This is a genomic window from Parcubacteria group bacterium, assembly GCA_041657845.1.
GTDB lineage: Bacteria > Patescibacteriota > Minisyncoccia > Moranbacterales > JAKLHP01 > JAKLHP01.
Map to the genome: position 1 here is coordinate 1 of JBBABD010000003.1, position 20611 is coordinate 20611.

21 protein-coding genes and 1 pseudogene are annotated in these 20611 nt (G+C 36.7%); 3 read left to right on the plus strand and 19 right to left on the minus strand.

Features of this window, described 5'->3' with window-relative positions; translation table 11 throughout:
- The first annotated feature begins 199 nt into the window (after positions 1–199).
- On the plus strand, positions 200–1318 hold the full coding sequence (locus tag WC906_00865) for a PD-(D/E)XK nuclease family protein (protein MFA5776976.1): 1119 nt from the start codon (positions 200–202) through the stop codon (positions 1316–1318).
- A 159-nt stretch (positions 1319–1477) separates the two neighbouring features.
- Positions 1478–1963, plus strand: coding sequence for a DUF2062 domain-containing protein (locus WC906_00870; GenBank protein ID MFA5776977.1), 486 nt, complete (start codon positions 1478–1480; stop codon positions 1961–1963).
- A gap of 65 nt (positions 1964–2028) precedes the next feature.
- Here the strand turns inward: WC906_00870 and pyrH are convergent, their stop codons facing one another.
- From pyrH to WC906_00885, 3 genes are all read right to left on the minus strand, one after another.
- Positions 2029–2733, minus strand: a complete 705-nt coding sequence (pyrH, locus tag WC906_00875) for a UMP kinase (GenBank protein MFA5776978.1) — start codon at positions 2731–2733, stop codon at positions 2029–2031.
- Positions 2734–2750: 17 nt separating this feature from the next.
- A complete protein-coding gene (locus tag WC906_00880; protein ID MFA5776979.1) occupies positions 2751–3203 on the minus strand; it encodes an HIT family protein in 453 nt (150 codons plus the stop codon).
- Between the two features lie 103 nt (positions 3204–3306).
- On the minus strand, positions 3307–3741 hold the full coding sequence (locus tag WC906_00885) for a hypothetical protein (GenBank protein MFA5776980.1): 435 nt from the start codon (positions 3739–3741) through the stop codon (positions 3307–3309).
- Between the two features lie 56 nt (positions 3742–3797).
- On the opposite strand from WC906_00885, the pseudogene rpmA reads away from it, so the two are divergent.
- Positions 3798–4040, plus strand: a pseudogene (gene rpmA / locus WC906_00890) (50S ribosomal protein L27).
- 302 nt (positions 4041–4342) lie between these two features.
- Here rpmA and WC906_00895 read toward each other — a convergent pair.
- The 16 genes from WC906_00895 to WC906_00970 all read right to left on the minus strand — a co-directional run bounded on the left by WC906_00895 (position 4343) and on the right by WC906_00970 (position 20188).
- The gene (locus tag WC906_00895; protein ID MFA5776981.1) at positions 4343–5977 is read right to left on the minus strand and encodes a CTP synthase; all 1635 of its coding nucleotides are present in this window, start codon (positions 5975–5977) and stop codon (positions 4343–4345) included.
- 152 nt (positions 5978–6129) lie between these two features.
- On the minus strand, positions 6130–6570 hold the full coding sequence (gene rplI / locus WC906_00900) for a 50S ribosomal protein L9 (protein ID MFA5776982.1): 441 nt from the start codon (positions 6568–6570) through the stop codon (positions 6130–6132).
- A 25-nt stretch (positions 6571–6595) separates the two neighbouring features.
- A complete protein-coding gene (locus tag WC906_00905; protein ID MFA5776983.1) occupies positions 6596–7300 on the minus strand; it encodes a hypothetical protein in 705 nt (234 codons plus the stop codon).
- Between the two features lie 43 nt (positions 7301–7343).
- On the minus strand, positions 7344–8210 hold the full coding sequence (locus tag WC906_00910; GenBank protein MFA5776984.1) for a UTP--glucose-1-phosphate uridylyltransferase: 867 nt from the start codon (positions 8208–8210) through the stop codon (positions 7344–7346).
- Between the two features lie 92 nt (positions 8211–8302).
- Entirely contained in the window at positions 8303–9100 is a 798-nt protein-coding gene (locus tag WC906_00915) for a sugar phosphate nucleotidyltransferase (GenBank protein MFA5776985.1), read from the minus strand.
- A 361-nt stretch (positions 9101–9461) separates the two neighbouring features.
- Positions 9462–10403: an NAD(P)-dependent oxidoreductase gene (locus WC906_00920; protein ID MFA5776986.1), complete on the minus strand. Its 942-nt coding sequence runs from the start codon at positions 10401–10403 to the stop codon at positions 9462–9464.
- Between the two features lie 96 nt (positions 10404–10499).
- Entirely contained in the window at positions 10500–11186 is a 687-nt protein-coding gene (locus WC906_00925; GenBank protein ID MFA5776987.1) for a hypothetical protein, read from the minus strand.
- A gap of 81 nt (positions 11187–11267) precedes the next feature.
- Positions 11268–12314 (minus strand): dTDP-glucose 4,6-dehydratase, encoded by a 1047-nt coding sequence (gene rfbB, locus WC906_00930; protein MFA5776988.1) that lies wholly within the window; start codon positions 12312–12314, stop codon positions 11268–11270.
- A gap of 1 nt (position 12315) precedes the next feature.
- Positions 12316–12669 carry a four helix bundle protein gene (locus WC906_00935; GenBank protein MFA5776989.1) on the minus strand — a complete coding sequence of 118 codons (354 nt, stop codon included), beginning with the start codon at positions 12667–12669 and terminating at the stop codon, positions 12316–12318.
- 48 nt (positions 12670–12717) lie between these two features.
- Positions 12718–13167: a dTDP-4-dehydrorhamnose 3,5-epimerase family protein gene (locus WC906_00940; protein MFA5776990.1), complete on the minus strand. Its 450-nt coding sequence runs from the start codon at positions 13165–13167 to the stop codon at positions 12718–12720.
- A 63-nt stretch (positions 13168–13230) separates the two neighbouring features.
- Positions 13231–14250 (minus strand): hypothetical protein, encoded by a 1020-nt coding sequence (locus WC906_00945; GenBank protein ID MFA5776991.1) that lies wholly within the window; start codon positions 14248–14250, stop codon positions 13231–13233.
- Entirely contained in the window at positions 14243–15397 is a 1155-nt protein-coding gene (locus WC906_00950; GenBank protein ID MFA5776992.1) for a glycosyltransferase family 4 protein, read from the minus strand. The genes WC906_00945 and WC906_00950 overlap by 8 nt, the downstream gene beginning before the upstream one ends.
- Before the next feature lie 60 nt (positions 15398–15457).
- Positions 15458–16147 carry a hypothetical protein gene (locus tag WC906_00955; GenBank protein ID MFA5776993.1) on the minus strand — a complete coding sequence of 230 codons (690 nt, stop codon included), beginning with the start codon at positions 16145–16147 and terminating at the stop codon, positions 15458–15460.
- Positions 16148–16309: 162 nt separating this feature from the next.
- Positions 16310–17149, minus strand: coding sequence for a hypothetical protein (locus WC906_00960; protein ID MFA5776994.1), 840 nt, complete (start codon positions 17147–17149; stop codon positions 16310–16312).
- Between the two features lie 5 nt (positions 17150–17154).
- Positions 17155–18732, minus strand: coding sequence for a polysaccharide deacetylase family protein (locus tag WC906_00965; GenBank protein MFA5776995.1), 1578 nt, complete (start codon positions 18730–18732; stop codon positions 17155–17157).
- A gap of 91 nt (positions 18733–18823) precedes the next feature.
- Entirely contained in the window at positions 18824–20188 is a 1365-nt protein-coding gene (locus WC906_00970; protein MFA5776996.1) for a glycosyltransferase, read from the minus strand.
- Between the last annotated feature and the right edge of the window lie 423 nt (positions 20189–20611).

The window sequence follows — 20611 nt, forward strand, 5'->3', positions numbered from 1 at the left end:
GTTAGATGGATTTTTCGGAAAAACAAAAACGCTCCTGCGTGTCCATAAAGGATTGACGCAAGAGCGCAGATACAAGATAATTCAGGAAATTTTAGAAAAATAGCCTCCCAATTATTTAATTAAACCTCAATGAGCAACCTTAATTAGTAGCATATTTGATAATGTTTGTCAAACGCTAATTTGTTGCTATACTTAAATTATGCGTATCTCATATTCCGCTCTGGAAACCTACAAAACCTGCCCGCTGAAATACAAATTTCAGAATATTGACAGGATAAAAACGCCCAAATCCAAGGAGGCGGTTTTTGGGACGATTTTGCATTCAACGCTGAATTTTATCCATACTCCCTCAATGCTTCCTCCAACGCTCGAGCAAGCGCTTGATTATTTTTCCCGCAATTGGAATAGCGATGTTTTTGAAAACGAATTGGAGGAACGCTCGGCTTTTTCTCAAGGCGTGCAGATGATTCAGGATTATTACAAAAAAAATGATCCGGCCAAATCGAATATTGTCGACCTTGAAAGCCGGTTTGCCATTGAACTCGGCGAGCATATTGTTTCTGGAATAATTGACCGAATTGACAAGACGGAAGAAGGATATGAGATTATTGATTACAAGACGACCAAAAAAATGCCGACACAGGAAAAAGTGGATAACGATTTGCAGCTATCGATTTATTTGCAGGCGTTTCTCAAAAGATATCCCAAAGAAATTGAAAATATTGATAAGATAAAAGTGAGCTTGTACTTTCTTAAGCATGGCGTGAAACTTACGGCAACGAGAACCCTCGAACAACTCAAAAAAATTGACGAGTTATTTCTAGTAGTCATTAAACAAATTGAAGAAGGAAAATTTGAGGCGCAGATCAATCCTCTTTGCGACTGGTGCGGATACCAAAATATCTGTCCGATGTGGAAGCATAAATTCAAGGAAGTGCGAAAAATTGATACGGAAGAAGTGAATAAAATTATTGTCGAATATATCGCCAACAACTCTCAAATCGCAACTCTTAAATCGCAACTCTCAACTCTCGAATCTCAAATCTCCAAATATATGGATCAAGAAGGTGTAGAAAGGGTTTTTGGGGAAAATGGAATTATTGCTCGGACGCTTCGAAAAACTTACAAATACGATGAGAAAAAGATCCGTGAAATTCTCGAACCATTGGACAAGTGGGAGGATGTCCTAAAAATTGACGGCATCGCGCTTAAAAATATTCTGGCTGTTTTACCTTTTGACGCCAAGAAAGAAATTGAAAATGCAAAAGTGGTAGACAAGGAAACGAAGAGCTTTAGTGTTAAGAAAGCTACTGGATAATTTCTAATGATCAATTTCTGAATTCAAAATCCAAGGAACTGTCATTCCTGGCTTGACCAGGAATCTACGCTCTCGAATTTCACTAGGCTAATATTTATACATTAAACTTATGATTATCGTTTGTGTAGATTCCTGCTTTCGCAGGAATGACATACTATTATGCTGAATAAACTTAAGCAATTTATAAAACGATTTTTCCTCATCGACGATACTCCGCAAAAGGTGGCCGGAGGCGCGGCACTGGGGATTTTTTTGGGAATATTTCCCGGTGAAGGCGTCCTCTCGGCTCTGTTTTTTTCTGCTATTTTTCGCCTAAATAAATTATCTGCTACAGCTGGAGTTTTGGCGACGAATATGTGGACGACATTTCTTGTCTTGCCGGTAGCGGCAGTTGTAGGCAGTTTTCTTTTTAATGAAAATTATTCAAATCTCATTAATCGATTTTATCAGTATAAACACCTGGAGACGACAAAAGAGGCGCTTTTTTTCAGCCTCTCAATTTTTTCCACAGCCCTTCTTCCGCTTCTCGTCGGATTTTTTATTATTGCCGGAACAGTCTCAGTCGGTTTTTATTTTATTTTAATCTTTATTTTGAAGAAAAGGCACATTGAGCATCTGAAAGATGCAATACGCGTGAAAAAATAAAAAAATAGGCGGATTTTTTTGCCTACTTTTTTATAAATCGGGTCAATTATATTGTTCGGGCTTATTTACTTTATCACCGTTCCTTTAAACTTTTTTCCGTTAAAATAATTTTCCAAGTTTGCGAGATCCCGTCCGTTCATAATTGTTACTTCAATTCCTTCTTCCTGGGCGATTTTGGAAGCGATGGGATCAAAGGGGGCGTTCATTCCCGGATTCCACTTGTCTCCCACTATTTTTCGAAAATCCTTCCAGGAAATTTTTTCTATTTTTTTGGCATCGGGAAATTTTTTGGGATCTTTATTGCAGACGTAGTCAATATTGGAAAGATTGATGATTTTTTTGATATCCATATATTTTGCCAAAATCACCGCATCATAATCAGTGGAAAATCCCGGACGCCATCCGGCAGCTACCAGAACAGATTCTTTGAAATTATAGAAATCTTCAAGATCGTGCGGATTAGTGTTTATTCTCGGATGGGCATATTGGCGAAAAACAGTTCTCATAAAATGCGCGTTCATTCGAGTAGAATGGATTCCCAGCCAATCCTGGTCGTCATTGGTAACTGTGCTGTTGCCCACTCTTACCGAAGCCTCGATATATTTTCGCGCAGTTTTTCCTCCTCCGGTGATCAAAATAAATTTATAGCCTTTTTTGATGTAGCTAACAATTAACTTTCGGAAATTTTTTACAAATTGAGTGTCTATTTCATCGGGAACAATAAGCGATCCTCCGAGTGAAATCACGATGGTTTTTTTGGGTGCTACCATGGTTTTTATAAAAATAATTAATTATTAGATTTAATTTGTTTGGCGATTTTTTGCAGTTCTTTGATGCCTGCTTGCGGACCGATTTGAGTTGTGAGATATCCGGGATATTTTTTCAAAAATACTTTTTTTCCTGCCCAAACTGCATTGAATTTCGTTCCCACTCCGTGAAGCGGATATAATTTAATGTGAGCGTGATTCACGCCCATTCCTTCCATCACCATTGCCACTCGATTTACCCTCAGTCCTTTTTTCAAAATATTAGCCACCTTCTTGGTGGCTAGAAAAAAATCGGAATATATTTTGTCATTTATTTCAAAAACTTCAGAATCATAATGTTTTTTTGGCATTACCAGAGTCATTCCTTTTGTGTTAGGATACAAATCTAAAATTGCAAGAAAATTTTTATCTTCCCATATTTTTACCGATGGAATTTCTCCTTTGATAATTTTGCAGAAAATACAATTAGCCATAATATATTTGTCATTCCGAGCGTAGCGAAGCGAAATCGAGGAATCTAATTAGATCTTTCGACTCAGTGTCGCGGCGACACTTCGCTCAAGATGACGCATGGTATCATTTAAAGCAACATCCGGCTCTTTTCAATCCTTTGTCTATTGCTTCTTGCTCGGTCGCAAAACAAATTTTGTTTTCCGGTTTTATTTTTTTGGCTAGCGTGCAGGTATTTTTGTGATATTTATCCGAATTTTTGCTGGCCACAAATTGGCAGTTTTTCGGGGCTTCATCCCCTATTGTAGTGGAAGCCTTCTCAGACGTCAAATTTTGCGTTTTTTGGCCGCTTTCAACCGTATCCGGGGTATTATTGCATTCGGTTGATTTCTCGATAATTAAGGGCGATTTTTGATAGTTTTCACCCTTCAAAACGCCTATTTCAAAGGAAATTGCGGCTACTAAAATCAAGCCAAAAATCAATACTATTTTTTGCTCATATTTAAGCCAAAATTCCTTAATTTTCAAAAAACGCTTATTTTTGGGTTTTTCGGTTGACATAATGTTGGTTTTTGTTATAATTACTTTTGTTAAATTAATAACTATTATTCAATAATATGGCACATAGAAAAGCTGGCGGATCTACCTCATATGGACGAGATTCAATTTCCAAACGATTGGGAGTCAAGATTTTTGGCGATCAAAAAGTCAAAACAGGAAATATCATTATTCGCCAAAGAGGAACCAAATGGCATCCGGGAGAAAACGTAAAACGCGGCGAGGACGATACTCTTTTTGCGATGAAAGACGGAACAGTTAAATTTAAGAACAAGAAAGTAAGAAATTTTACCGGAAAACTGGTATCAAGAAGTTATGTCAGCGTTATTCCTTCTGAAAAACCTGTTATTATAAAATTCAAGAAAATCGGAGCCAAGAAAGCGGGATTAAAATTGCGTGTTAACCTCAAAACTCGCAAACCTGGCAAGAAAAAAAGTTCAAGAAGAAGACCGGGAGGAAGAGTTATTATCAACAGCAAAACCAGAAGCCATCTTAAAAAATAGGCTGGAGCAGAAAGTTTTGCAAGAATCAACAATTTAAACTTTTTATAAAAGAGCGAAACCAATCGCTCTTTTATTTTATCACGATTTTTGAAAAGTCTAAATTATTTTTTCATTCCCGCTTTTACGAATTCCAAAAACAACGGATGGGATTCGATTGGATTCGATTGGAATTCGGGATGGAACTGGACTCCAAGGAAAAATGGATGGTCTTTTTTCGGCAGTTCTGCGATTTCCATCAGTTTTCGGTTAGGAGATTTTCCAGAAAATACCAGTCCAGCTTTTTCCAATTTTTCAATATATTCCGGATTGACTTCCCATCGATGCCTATGGCGTTCTGATATTTTAGTTTTTCCATAAGCGTCAAAAGCCACAGTATTTCTTTTGATTGTGGCTGGATATGCCCCCAGTCTCATCGTGGCTCCGTAGTTTTTGTCTTCCAAATTTTTCTTTTGTTCGGGCATAATATCAATTACCGGATTCTTTGTCTCTCGGCTTATTTCAGTTGTATGGGCATCTTTCAGATCTAAAACATTTCTGGCAAATTCAACGACCAGAAGCTGCATGCCATAGCAAAGTCCGAAATAGGGAATCTTGTTTTCCCGGCAATATTTTATCACGGAAATTTTTCCTTCGATTCCTCGGGAACCAAATCCGCCTGGAACCAGAATCCCATCATAATCTTTCAAAGTTTCGATTTTTTCCGGTTCCTTTTCAAACATCTCGCTGTTTATCCAGCTAATCTCCGGTTTTACTCCAAGTTGATAGCAAGCGTGCTTCAAGGCTTCAATTACGCTGATATATGAATCGCTTAAAACAAAATCTCCGGTTCCAAAATATTTTCCAACAATTCCGATTTTAACTTTTTCCTTGGCATTTTTTATTTTTTCTACCAATTTATACCATTCATTGAGATCTGTTTTTTGATATTTCAATCCCAGCTTTTTGAGAATAAGCCGGCTCAAATCATCCCTTTCAAAATTAATTAAAACTTCATAGATATTGTCGATGTCTGGGGCGGAAATGACATAGCGCTCCGGAATGTTGCAGAACATTCCCAGTTTTTCTTTCCTTTTGGCATCCAGGAAGGTTTCGCTTCGGGCAATGATGAAATCCGGCTGGATTCCGGCACCATTGAGCGTTCGGACGGCATATTGAGTTGGTTTGGTTTTCATTTCTCCGACTTTGGAAGGAATCGGGAGATAGCTGACCATCACAAAAACAACATCTTCGGGATATTTTATTTTCATCATTCTAGCTGCTTCTAGGAAAAGAATGTTTTGGTATTCTCCAATAGTTCCGCCTATTTCAATCAGAGTAATATCAGAGTTGGATTTCTGAGAAGCTTTTTCGATTCGAGAAATAACTTCCATCGGAATATGCGGGACAACCTCCACGCATTTTCCTTCATATTCCAGATTTCTTTCTTTGCGGATAACGGTGTCATAAACTCTTCCGGTAGTCATATAATTCGCTCGGGAAAGGGTTATCCCCATGAATCTTTCATAATTTCCCATATCCTGGTCGGTTTCGTCGCCATCATCCAGCACAAAAACTTCTCCGTGTTCGGTCGGATTCATTGTGCCGGCGTCCATATTGATGTATGGATCGATTTTGAGCGCCGTGACATTGAATCCTCTGGCCTTGAGAACTGCTCCGATTGACGAAGTGGTGATCCCCTTTCCGACTCCGCTCATTACTCCCCCAACGACGAAGATATATTTTCTTTGCTTCTTCATATGAATGCAAATTGTCGCGAATGTTAAAACAATTTATTCGAATACATTGTATTTTTCATTCGCAACTATTAGCGGATTATTTATAAAGAGCCGCGACACATATCGCGACCCCCTTATTATTATTCTACCAGAACAATGATTCTTTGTATAGACTAAGCCTTTTCAATTAAAACCGTTATTTTTGCTTTGATATTTTTTCCAAAATCTATCGTTATTGCCTTTTCTCCAGTCGTTTTGATCGGCGCAGCGAGGATTATTGATTTTTCGTTAATATTAAAATTTTGTTTTTTAAGCTCATTGGCAATTTCTTTCGTCCCCACTCTGCCGAACAGCTTTTCTTTTTCTGCCTTAGCTTTAAGCGTTATCTTTTTGCCTTGAATTCCTGAAGCAATTTTTTTGAAATTTTCCTCTGATTCTTCTTCTTGTTCCTGGATTTTTTTCTGATTCAGTTTAACTTTTTCAATAGCTTCGGGAGTGGCGATTTCAACCAATTTTTTGGGGACAAGAAAATTTCTGGCATATCCTTCCGACACATCCTTGATTTCTCCTTTATTCCCCAATTTCTTAATGTTTTCAACTAAGATAACCTTCATAAAATAGTATAAAAATTTTAATTAATCAAATGTCTTGTTTTTGCCTGCATTTTAAATATGTATAGATGAATAGCGATTGGGATGCCAGTGCTTTTAGCATATCCGGATCTTCTAATTTTTGCTGCTGGTTATTTTTAGAAATTATTATAACAGCAATTGTTTTTTTCATTTCTCTGGGAGAAGAAATAACAAAATTATAGCCGTTTTCCGTGAAGCTCTGCTCCTCCCGGAGGCCTTTTATTATTTCCATATTATCAACTTTAGAAAATATCCTTCGCTTGCTTTTTATTTCTTTTTCCGTTTTTCCGCTTTCTGTGTTTATGAAACGGATAATAAACTTTTTTGATTTTCCTAAGATATAAATCGATTCCATCAGCGTGTCAAAAAACTGCTTCTCTTTTTTCAGATCCAATTCCGGAATTTCCAAAAGTTTCATCGACATAGTTTTCATAATATCCAGCTTTCTGTTGGTTTCCCCGATATATGAATATGTGTCCGTCAAGCTTTTTGATATTTGGTGCGCTTCTTTTTGGATTTTAATTTTTTCTGTCAGGCGGACATTGGACTGTCTTTCTTTCCAGTGAAAAATCAGAAAACCCATAAGTCCGAGAACGAAAATAGCAATCTCTTCCAGCTGTTCCTCGCCAAGAAAAAACACTTTTGATTCGCAGGGAATAATATCCGGAACAAGTATTGCGGAAACAAAAATTATAAGATAAATCCAGTACATAAGCCAATGAAAATAACTGATAAATTTTTTTATTTATCCCGCTCTATTTTTTGCAGAGAAGTTTCTTGGCGTATTCTTTTAAATCTTTTCCGATATCTTTTCTTTCAAACGCGTATTGCAACGTTGCTTTCATATAATTCAGCGGATCTCCGGTTGTGAGCCATTCCCCATCTTCAACTTTCTTTGCTAAAAATATTCCTCCTTCTTTTACATAAGTTCTTATGGCATCAGTCACCCACAATTCATTCCCCTTTCCCAATTCAGTTTTCTTCAAAATGTTGACAAATTTCTGGTCTAAAATCATTCTTCCAAAGTCAGCCAACTGAGAAGGAGTATCTTCAATGGATGGCTTTTCGATGATGTCTTTTATTTCATTGGTTCCCTCTTTTAATTTTACAATTCCGTATCGATGAACTTCTGAAAGGGGCACTTCCTGGACTCCAATCATCAAATTTTCATTTTTTTCATATTCATCAACCATTTGTTTGGTAAAAGAAACTTTTGATTTAACCAAATCGTCTCCCCAGGCAAAAACAAAAGGTTCATCATCCACAAGACTGGCTGCGGAAAGAATTGGAGTCGCATTTCCGTATGGTCCTTTTTGGCGAACATAAACAAAATTTGCCATTTCCGCAAGATTTCTTACCATTTCCGAAAGCTCTTTTTTTCCATTTTTTTCCAAATCAGCTTCAAGAGCGGAGCTATGATCGAAATGATCCTCAAGCGGTTTTTTGTCCCATCTGGTGACAAAGATAATGTCTTCAATCCCAGCTTCTACCATTTCCTCAATTACTAATTGGATAATTGGCTTATCGACAATCGGAAGCATTTCTTTGGGCATTGATTTTGTGGCCGGGAGAAGCCTTGTCCCTGATCCGGCTACGGCAATAATTGCTTTTTTAATCTTCATAAAATTTGCTACAAATCTACAAATAATCTACAAATCTACAAATAGTTTTTTTAAATTTGTAGTATTTGTATTTGATTTGTAAATTTGTAGGACTATAATAATTTTTTCTTAGCGATATTCTTGAGTTCCTCATTAAACTGCGCGATGGCGGTTTCAATGAGCGGATCGAATTTTTTGTATATTTCTTTTTCCTTGACGATATTTCCGGCTTCCAGGAGCGAATCGAATGTCCCGGCGTCCATCCATTCCCCTTTTATTTTTTCTACCATCAGCTCCCCCATTTCCAAATATTTTCTGTTTATGTCCGTGATTTCTATTTCTCCTCTGCCTGATGGCGCCAGATTCTTGGCGATTTCCACGACGCGCTTATCATAGACATATAATCCGGTTAGCGCCCAATCACTCACAAATTCTTTCGGTTTTTCTTTGACCTTGATGGCTTTTCCTCTTTCATCAAACTTTACTACGCCGAATCTTTCCGGGTCTGAAACTTGCTTGGCAAAAACCTGTCCTCCGGATTTAAAATTCTTTATTGAATCGCTCAAATCATCCTCAAAAATATTATCTCCCAGCACCATTGTGACATTGTCATTATCGATAAAATTCTCTCCGACAATAAATGCATCGGCCAAACCTCTCGGAGTTTTTTGGACTTCAAAGAAGATACTTATTCCGTGATTTTTGAAAATAGACCCGAGGAGATTTAGAAACTGTCCGCTGTGCTCCGGAGCAACGATTATCAGGATTTCTTTTATTCCGGCCTTAATCAAGGTATTGAGCGGATAGAAAATCATCTGCTTGTCATAGACCGGCAAAAGCTGTTTTGATGTGGTAGCGGTCAGAGGAAAAAGCCTGGTGGCTGTTCCTCCTGCTAAAATTATTCCTTTCATATTAAGATATAAAACTATTAATTATTTTAACCATTATTTTTTTATCCTGCTATGATTGATGCATAATCGATATAATTTATAGCAAATAAAATTGTTATGGTTATGAAAATTATAATTCCGATAAATATGGAAATCTTGTATCGTTCTCTTCTGTAGCAATAAATTGAGAATATAAGCGAAAAAAGAGGCGCGCCTACTATGCTGCTGGATTTTAAAAAATTAATTAAACTTGAAACTGACAAGCCGGGGTTTAATGTTATTGCTAAAATAATTGCTAGTGCAGGACCGCCTATCAGTGAAATAACCGTCGCGTTAAAGCCAATTAATGCAACAGAAAAAATTTTAGAAAAACTTTTCATTTTTATTTTTTCAAATATTCCCTCAACGCTTCTTGCCAGTTTCGAAGCGGATTCAGTTTTGTATTAATTAAAGCTGAAATTTCCGGCCTTTTGGCTGGCCTTTTGAGGTCGGAAGAATCTATCGGAATAACCTTGGTTTTGAGTTTTTTCTGCTGGTATAATTCTAACGCGGCTTCGTGCCAAGTGCAAGCTCCGGAATTAGTGACGTGATAAATTCCAAAAGGTTTTTTGGATTCCAATATTTCTTTGGTTTTACGGGCTAAATCCGGTGCATAAGTGAAACAGCTCATTTCTCCATCAACGACTCTGACCTCGTTATTTTTTTTACCGAGTTCCAGCATCACGTCAAAAAAACTTCTTTTGGCTCCTTCGGCCTGAGCCGGTTTGCCGAATATTTTTGAAGGACGGATAATATAATAATTTTTGGTATTCTCTTGAACCTCTTTTTCGCCCATTAATTTCGTTTTTCCGTATTGGTTTATTGGTTTTGGTTTGGAGTTTTCGAAATAACCGATTTGAGGAGCAATCCGCCGGCTGGCGGATTTGTGCAATCCGCAATTTCCGCAAGAATGCGTGCAACCCGCCGGCTCTTCGATTTCCGGATCTTTTCCGCTAAAAACATAATCTGTTGAATAATGAATTAAAGTCGCTTTCAGTTTTTTGGCGATTTTAGCCAGATATCCGGGAGCCAGTCCGTTTATTTTTTTGGCTAGTTCAAATTCCTTTTTGCTTTTCTCGCATTTATCGACTGCGTTATAGGCGGCGGAGTTAATGATAATTTCCGGATTGATTACTTTGATTTTTTTGTTAACTGCGACTTCATTGGTAATATCCAAATCTTCCTTGTCCCAAGCGATGACTTTGTAATTTTTATCATCTTTAAAAATAGAAACTAATTCCTGTCCCAACATTCCTTTAGCACCGATGATAAGTATTTTTTTCATAACTGTCCGCATATGTCATTCCTGCGAAAGCAGGAATCTACACTTCCGAAAAATCGCTAGCGTAGATTCCGCATCAAGTGCGGAATGACATGAAAACTAAGAATTTATAATTTTTTCCAAATATTCTTTGACTTTCAATTGCTCCTCAAAAGAATTTTCCAGCTCGATGCTGATGATGTCCGGGAGATATTTCAGGTATTTTTTTATATAATCAAATTCTTTTATTTTTTTAAAATTATGCGAATCATAGGTGCTCCATTCTGGCCATTTTACTAAGCTGTCTGTTATTGCGGAAATATGGCAACAACCTATTGGATATTTTTTGGCTAATTCTTCAAAATTTTCGTATCCATCCCAATTTGTCAGTTTTCCATTTTCCCAATGAGAAAAATCAATACATAAACCGCCAAACATTTCTATTTCTTTTTCATCCGGGATAAAATGAACATTTTCTATGTAAATTTTTTTGTAATATTTGGAAAAATCTATATTTTCAATAAGCGGAAATTCCTTGAGCGAATGGATGTTAAAAACTTTTGTTCCGTATTTTTCCGCCAAATAATCAAATTCTTCTGTGTCCATATCGGTTCTGGCATGAACATGCGGAATTGATATCTGAATCTTTTCTAATTCTCTGTAAATTGTCTTTCGCTTGTCTTTTTTTAGCGGACCTAAAAATAAAGCTACCTCCCGAATATTAAATTTTTTTATTTCTTCTATTTTATTTCTCCAATCTGATCCTGGGGTCGTCGTCAGTCCCAATAAAATTTTCTTTTCAAGCATAATATTTTTTATTCAGTATACTAGTATACTGAATAGTCATTATCTATTTGAATAGTTCTGTTCGTAATATTTCTGATAATCTTATTTCTTAATTTTTTCGTAATTTTCTACGAATCCTTTCCCGAGAAGCGGTCGCCACCACTTTTCATTATCTTTATACCATTTGACTATTTCGTCCATTCCTTTTTCAAAATTAATTTCTGGTTCCCATCCAAGTTCCTTTTTTATTTTATCAGTATCAAGCAAATACCTCCTGTCGTGTCCTGGTCTATCTTCGATATAAGTTTTTAGAGTTTCTGGCTTATCGAGTCTTTTTAATACAGCTTCGGCTATTTCTTCAACGCTTTTTTCCATTCCGCTTCCAATATTATATGCTTCCCCCACTTTCCCTTTGTGAATTATTAAATCAATAGCTCGACAATGATCATCCGTATGGAGCCATTCTCTCTTATTTTGGCTACTCCTGAATAACGGAATTTCTTTATTGTCGATTAAGTTTGTAATAAATCTAGGAATGACTTTTTCCGGAAATTGGTAGGGACCAAAATTATTTGAACAATGACTAATTGTCACAGGTAGCTTGAATGTGTGAAAATACGCCATCACCTCGTGATTAGCTCCTGCTTTTGATGAATTATACGGTGTTTTTGGCAAATATGGGTCATCTTCCTTGAATGCTCTATTCTCATCCAGATCCAAGTCCCCAAAAACTTCACAAGTTGAAATGTGATGGAATCTTTTAATTCCCGCTTCCTTTGCAGCTTCCAGAAGCATTTGAGTTCCAAGTACGTTTGTTTTGACAAAAATATCAGGTTCAACCATAGCTCGTCCATTATGAGATTCAGCGGCAAAATTGACTATTACATCAATTTTTTCATCTTTAAGCAGCTTTTTGTTATTTTCCAGATCCCCAATATCTCCTTTGACAAATTTATACCTCGAATCATTTTCCACATCTTTCAAGTTTTCTAAATTTCCGGCATAGGTCAAAGCGTCCAGATTAACGATTTGGTAATCCGGATATTTTTTAAGAATGTAATGGATAAAATTGGAACCGATAAATCCAGCTCCACCGGTGACTAGGATTGAGAGTTGAGAGTTGAGAGTTGAGAGCTGAGGATTTTCCATATTATTGTTCGTTATATTTTATTAAGCCACTTAGCATTTTTGATATTTCTTCGCTCATTGAATATAATTTTTTATAATCTTCGTTGGATATATATTTTTGCATCAATGCGATATCTAGCAAACCGATTACTTCATAAATTGATCCTTTTGCGATATTGTAAAAATTTCTAGATTCTCTGTTGCTCAATCTTCCGCTTCCTTCTGCGATGTTAGCTGTAATTGAAATAGCTGCTCTAATTATTTGACTTATCAAAGAAAATTTTAAATGACTAGGAATTTTATCAGTCAAAATAAAAATATCTTTAACAAAGATTAACGACTTTTTGTAAACTTCTAATCTTTCAAATTTGTACATGTTGAGAATTAGGCTAAAATAAATTTTCTCAAATCTCTATCTCAAATCTCATATCTTAAATGGTGAATTTTCATCTTTTTCCCATCTGATTTCATCCACTTCTTCTTTCTTTTTTTCTCCTTTGTACAATTTATCCGGCAGGTTGATGCAGAAAGCATCTGCTTCTGATACGCATTGGTAGCCATGGACGACCCCAGGCGGCACAATTACCATGGTCGGATTATTTTCTCCAACCTCTATTTTCAAATATTCTCCTTTAGTTTCACTTCCTTCGCGATTATCCCACAAATGCAACTCAAAATTTCCCGGACCCACAAAAACAAAGCAATCTGATTGGAATTTATGCTCGTGCGGTCCGCGAATGACGCCATTTTTGGTGGCGCTGACATATCCCATTACCGGCTGATAATTCAGTTCATCGTTTCGATAAATTTCCGCCAGCCAGCCTCGCTCGTCATCGTATTTTTCTAATTTTTTGATTGTTATATTTTTGATCATAATAAAAAAATATCATTACTTATATACAGTAATGATATTATAATTTGGCTAAAAAGGCAAAATTTATAATTCCCCTCTCAAAAGCTGGTTCAGTCTTTTCTTGAGTTCTTCTTTGGTCGGTTCGCGGTGGAAATCGATAGGTTCGGCGAGTTTTTCGGTAGAGGCTTCTATAGAAGCTTCTACTGGTGTTTCTTTTACCGGCTCTTTTATTTCTTTTGTTTTTTCGGTTATTGCTCCTTTGATTATGTTATTTCTGAAATAATCTTCGTCTATGAAAGGCAGGTTTTCCGGAGCGGAAGATTTTTTTGTCGGGATTTGAACCGCAGGTTTTTTTATCTCATCCTTTTCCGGTTTTTTTTCAATTATTATGGTTTCTTTTTTCTTGATTTCATATTCAGGCTTAGGCTCATATTTTTTCTCGAAAACGGATTTTTCGAAACTAATTTCAGATATTGTTTTTTTTCTCAAGAAATAGCGGAAAATAGTTGAAAAAATTAGGCTAATAATCAAAGAAATTGCCGTTCCGATTGTTAAGCTTAAAATAGCCAATGCAAACAAATTTCCCGAAGAAGTTTTAACGGTCAAAGCGTCGACTATTCTAATGTCAGCATCATTCTTGATGTCATAATAAAAGCTGGCGACATTTAAAAGCGTGGAAACAGTTGCCTTGGAAACAGTTTCCGCCTCTTTCGCATCATTTCCTTTGGCGGAAATTTTGATTATTGAGCTTTTCCCTTCTCTTTTTACTTTGATAGTCTCATTCCAAAGCTTTGTTCTTTTATCATCGGAAAGTCCGGCATATTTATCCGTTATATTCCCGTTATCTCTTACAAGCTTGTTATAGAAGGATAATTTTGTCGGTAAAATTTTCAAGTTTTCAATTATGTGTTCGGAATCCAAAGCGGCCTTTTCGCTCTTGGGAATGAAAATTATGGAAATCTCCGAGCGGTATTTTCCGGCAAAATTAGACAGAAGAAAGAAAGCAATTCCGGAGAAAATCAGAGCGAAAAAAATCACGCCAAAAGCGCTAATTTGATAATTAGCTTTTTTGAAATTATTTTTTCCGGACTTGAAATTAAACATAAGATTTGTTTTCTGCCTGAATCTTTCTGGGCAGCAATTTATTTGGCATTTTTTGGTTTAATTCATATATTCTCAAAATTTTTCTGGATATTTCATTCCAACTATATTCTTTTTTTATTCTTTCTCGGGCATTTTTACCAATTCTTTCGACTTCTTCCGGCTTATTGAGAAGATAAGCCAGCTTTTCTTCGAGATCCTCCTCGCTTCTTGAATGAAATGAAATTCCTGATTTTCCGATAGTTTCCAAATTTTCCTGGTCATCGCTTACCAGTGGAGCTAATCCATAGCTCATTGCTTCCAATAGGTATGAAGAAGAATTTTTCGGTTTGAACGGCTGGACGAAAAGATAAGCGTGGGAAAAAAGCTGCTGGAGACTTGATCGGCTGTGGTTTCCGGTAAGGATTATATTTTCCGTTCCATTAGCTGAATTTCTGATATTATTTTTGCTTTCGTTTTCCAAAAGAGCGTCTTCTATGACAACCAATTTGAAATTGTTGGGAAGCTTGTTGGTTCCTTCCAATTTTTTGAAAGCTTCAATGAGATAGTTTGCTCCTCTTTCTCCGGAAATCCCGGTTGCCGAGAGAATATATTTTTTCTCTTTGAGGTTCCATCTTTCAAGAACTTTCGCGCAAGGATTATATTTAATTTCTGCGCCATCCGGAATATAGAGCGCTTTAGTTTTATATTTGTTAAAAACATAGCTTCTTAGGGATTTCTTGAGGACAATTGTCGCATCCGGAATAGTGCAAGTTATTTTTTCTCCAAATTTTAAATATTTTTTAGCCAGTCTTCCCCATTTTTTGTCAATGTAATTTCGATAGTGAAAAGTCGAAATAATAGTCGTTTTTCTTTTCAGAAATTTTGGAATGAAACACAGTGAAGCTGATCCGATTGATTGGTAATGAATAATATCATATCTTTTAAAAAGCGTGTGGATGGTGGCCAAGAAAGAATAGCTGATACTCGGAATATGAACAAGATTCACGCTCTCGTATTTTTTTAGTTCTTTTACGGTATAATTATTGCGGACATAAACAAAAACACTATGCCCCATTTCGGCGAGTTTTATTGCCAATTCCTCAACGTGTTTTTCGAGGCCTCCGGAAACAGCCGGTATTCCCTTTTGTCCGATAAATGCTATCTTCATGATGTGTCTGCTTGTATTAACGCAACATATTACAGTACCAATAAGGATGCTTTTTGTCAATTATATTCTGCCTTCCAGCAGTTCGTTTAGTTTTTCTTTTGCTTTTTCCGGGTTTAACTTATTTGAAGATCTTTCTTGTTTTTTCGATAACTTGAGTATTTTTTTTCCCGCCTTTTTTCCTCCAAACAGATCTGAAATAAAGTAGGAAAAATAAACAGAGAAAAAAGCGACAATAAAACTTACTGCCAAAAGAATCCCGTAGTTATATTTTTTGCTTTGGCCGGTGATTGGTCCGTCAATAATTTTTGCGGAGATACTGTTATCGCCGTCATAATATTTTTTTATTTCCCAGGATAATTCAGAAGACGAAGCTCTCAATAATTCTTCTGTTTCAGATTGGTTTTTTCCTGTGACGCTTAATCTGATGGCATTGCTATTAGCCAGTCTTTTTGGCTGAACGACAGAATTCCAATAATTTTTTCTATCGTAATCGGATAAGCCGGCAGACTGGTCTTTTATCTCCGGATTGAATTTCAATATGTTATTATAAAAAACTAAAGTCTTTGAAATTTGTATTACATTTTCGATTGTCTGGGAAATATTTTTTTCGATTTGGGGATTTTCAGATGAGAGCAAAATATCCGTTTCAGATTTGTAAACATCGCCAATATGAAACATCGCCGCAAAAATAATAGCGGTGGCAAGAATGGAAATAATCCAATATGATTTTGAGCTAAAAATGGCTTTCATGGGCTTATACGTATCTTATTTTATGACCTTTGATTATACTTCTACTTGAAAGTTTTGTCAATAGCTTTTGGGTATAAAAAAAGCCTTTTTTAAAGGTTTTTTAATAAAAAATTTGGAAAGGAAAAGGATTAAGCTTCCCTTTTTGCTACTTCTAGCCACAAATCATAACTCTTGAGCATTGTAATTTTTGAATTCCACATCCATAAAATCAGTCCGGATTCCGGCATAACCTTCATCGAGGAAAGGATTGTCTCCATAGGCATCTCCGGAATCGGTCGTTTCCAAAACCAATTGCCAATCGCCTTTTTGCTCCCAGTCGACATATAATTTTATTTCCACAGTTTCGTCATCTGTATTTTTCACTTCGCTTTTTATTCCAATCCAAGTTTTGACAGGTATAAAATTAGCATTGCTGTTCCTGCTATATTTTTTTCCGCTTGTCAAAAAAGATTTTTCATCCATTGTGTAATATTTCTCGTCTATTTTTTTCTTGACGACAAAATATCCGTCTACTCGAAGGCCGGCATAATAGAGATTATCCCCGTCTTGATAGCGGTTAAAAAGCAAAATGCCGTTGGATTCATTTCTATTTTTGCTGTCGCTTAAATTGATTTTATTTATATAGAAATAGAAAGACTGGGAAAAATCCTGATATTTGTTTCTATTCACCAGCCGGAAAATATTCTGCGGCTTATATCCTCCATCGGTGTCTGTCGGATTGTTTTTCGCATAAAGTTTCTGCCATTTCGAATTTTTTGGAAGGTTTCCGATATTAGTGGAAAATATATTATCATTGTCTCCGACATCCATTATTCCGCCGGAATTCAGCCACCAGTCGGCACTTTTGCTTTCTTTTATTTTCCCGGTTTCTTCCAGAATATTTTTGCTTAAATTAACTTTTCTATTCCTTAGGTTGATAGCAAAAGCGATAATCGCAAAAACCAGCGCAATGCCGGCTGCGATAGCGATTATTCTCCAATATTTTCTTATTTCGAAATCCATATTTTTTATTTTACATCTAAATTAGATATCAGAATACTGCTGTTATTTATGGAATTGTCCCAGGTTTTAAATCCAATTCCTCCATGGCTTAAATCCGAAGAAAGTTTTCCGGAAACAAGCGCCTTTCCTTCAATAAGGCAAGATGCCTGGTCGCCCTTCGTTGACATTCCCACGGAAAGATCTGTTCCGGAAATGAGAGCAAGGGGTTTTGCTGATTCGGAAATTATTCTTTCTTCTCCTTTAACTCTTTCTGTTAGGGAAACCCCGAAATTTGAAAAGTCGCAAGAAACGTAGTTGTTTCCGCTTATATATCTTCCAATAACCGAAAACGAATTTCCCTTAATAAATTTGGCATTGGCGCTTATCGAATAATCTCTCCACAGGAATGTTCCGCCAAGAAATGTAAGGCTGCTATCTTCAGATTCAGAAGCGCCGGTAAGAAGCAATCCGTTTTCCAGGCTTGATTTTCCCCATCCCGTAATCCATCCGCGATCTTCGGAAAAAGAATCTGCATAGGGAAATGTCTTTTTTTCGTTTCCTTCTAAAATAAAAAGGAGCTTACTGGCGGAAATATCAGAGTCCATATTAATTCTTTTGACAAGCTTGAAATCTTTTCCGGCATAATTTGCGGGAAATTCACTGGCTCCGGACTGCCGAAAAGAAAGAGGAAAAATATCGCTTACGTTATTTTTGATTATTTCTTCCGAGGTAGGATTATTTTGGGTATTGTGTCCGTAATCTCCAAAAGGATAAGCGAAAGCCAGCGCAGAAATTCCCAGATTATTTTTTAAATCCTCCTTTGAGGCTGCCAAATCTTTTTTGATTCTCAGCGTATATTCCTCATCCGTTTCAAGGCGATTTTGCGCATCAAGCCACAACTTATCGCTCATAAAATGTCCTTGATTTCCATTCTCGTCTATTTTTTCAGTATTATGGCCGTTTTGAGTATGAGATCCGAATTCCCATCGCCCGGTTGCTTTCATTCCTTGAAGTTCTGTTTTTGAAAGATGAAAGACGCTTTTTTCGTTTCCTTTTCCAAGCGATCGCCCGGTAATCACAAACATCACAGCATTATAATCAAGCGCGTGAAAAATCGGATCCGAGGGATAAAAACTGTCTGATCGTCCATCGTCAAAAGTGATAAGCAACGATTTCTTGGGAAGTTTTTTCTCTTCCTGCATAAATGAATAGAAATCTTCCAGTGTGATTGTTTGATAACCCGCCTTTTTTAGAGTGAACATCTGTTTTTTGAATTCTTCAAGAGAAATGTTTACTCCGTCCGGCTTCCAGTTTGGGTCTTCGATAATTCCGTGATAAAGAAGAACGGGAACAGACTGGGCATCTTCTTGCTTGTCTTCAGTATTTTTCTCTTTCAATTTTCCCGTAAACAAATTTTTATATCCTCCGGCATAAGAAGCATATTCCCATTTAGCCTTAACAAAATTCCCTTGCATCAGTAGAAATTCTTGGCTTAAGTAATAATTATTCTTAAATATCAAGATTCCGCCAACCATAGCCAAAACCGCCATTGCGACAAAAATGGTAATAGTAAATTTTATTTTTTTCAGTTTTTTGTTATGCATAAACTTTTCTATGTCATTCCGCACTTGATGCGGAATCTACGCTATCGATTTACGGAAGTGTAGATTCCTGCTTTCGCAGGAATGACATATGCTATCGCGTTCCCCATCCCCTGTCCTGAATCCTAACTGCCGCCCAAACAATTACAAATGAGAGGCAGAACAAATTAAACATTGACCAGAGAAAAAGATAGGGCCAATATTTATTTTTCTGATCAATGTAGCGATAATAGATCACCATCAAAGCGGTTACCAAAAGAACTCCCAAGATGTGATAAAAAGGCATCACTCCCTTGGTAAAAGGAGCATAAATCAATGCGCGGAAAGTCATAATCGGCGTGAGAAAGGATATCAGAACCAGTGGAAAATAATAGAAAAATGAAACAAATGGCTGTTTTTTCCAAATAAATTTGCTGGTGAAAATCGAATTGACTATCCAGGATTTTTTCCAGCGGAGTTGCTGAGTGAATAATTGCTTCCAGTTTTCAGGAACGATAGTATAGACTTTGGCTTTGTCCGCATAAATCGTTTTCCATCCTTCCTTCAAGATCCAGCTGGTGAGCGCTCGGTCGTCTCCCCAAGTTGCCGGACGTCCCAAAAAGGTTTCTGAAAGCCATTTATATAAAATCGGCATCACGGCGCTTTTTCGATAAGCGCTGCAGCATCCGCTGGCGCAAAAAATGGTATTAAAAGTAGATTCCGCCGCTTTCAGAATTCGAAAAGACATAAAATAATAAGCGGTTTGCATCCGGGTAATAATATTTTTGTCGGCGTTTTTCGGTTCTCCGTTAGCGCAAACAACTCCCACTTCCGGATTTCGAAAAGGAGCAAGAAGCTTTCTAAAAGTTTTGGGATCAATGTAACTATCGCTATCGAGCTGAATAATAATTTCTGATGAAGAAACCCTAAAACCGGCTGCCATTCCCCATCTTTTTCCCTGATTCGGCCAGTCAATTATTTTTATGCTGGGATAATGCTTTTTTAATTCATTGAGAATGTGGATAGTTCCATCAGTGCTTCCGTCATTAACTACAATCACTTCTATTTTCTCTTTGGGATAATCCACTTCATAACACTTGATAATTGAATTGGCGATGTCTTTTTCTTCGTTTTTGCAAGGTATGACAAAAGCCACTGTCGGTTCATAGTCTTCCGGGTAGAGTTCATCGGAAAAAGCATTTTCCTCCAGCAAACTTTTAAAGGAGCTTTTATACAGCATCGCCGAAATGATTCTGGAAATTTCAAAAGTTGTCACAAAAATAGCGTAGGAAAACAAGGTGGGATCAATAAAAAAATCTGAAGTCGTTTTTGATTTAAGAATAATTATGAAGAATATGAAAACCACGCCGGACAAAATTATGCTCGTTTTGTAGAAAAGGTCTTTCCAATCAAAGCCGAAAGAATAGTCATTAAACTCCCTAACCAATGCTTCATTTTTTTCATTAAAAAATCCTTGCATATATAATAATACCGACTAAAAAATCTAATTATTTCTTGCTTGTCCGCCAGAGCTTTAACGGAGACGGATTAAATTGACCTGAAATATTAGCATAAATGGTAATTTTTGTCAAACTTTGGGGGTTTAGTATGTTTTTGGGTATGGAAAAAGGATGCCTACGAACTCGTGAAGCATCCTTATATATTGCCATCCTCTAGATTCAGAGGATTTGTTTTCGAAGTTAAGGAACATTTATTTCTGTTTACTAAGCTTTGAACTAGCTACAAATACTCTCCGATCGCATAGCGTTTCGGAATAGCATATCTTCGACTTTCATAGAAAGTCTGAAGTATAGTACCGGAACTCTCATTGAGAGATCTGGTATGTCACTCGCATAGCGTGGTGACATTAGTTCTTGAGAGTCCCAAGTCAATCGAATGACTC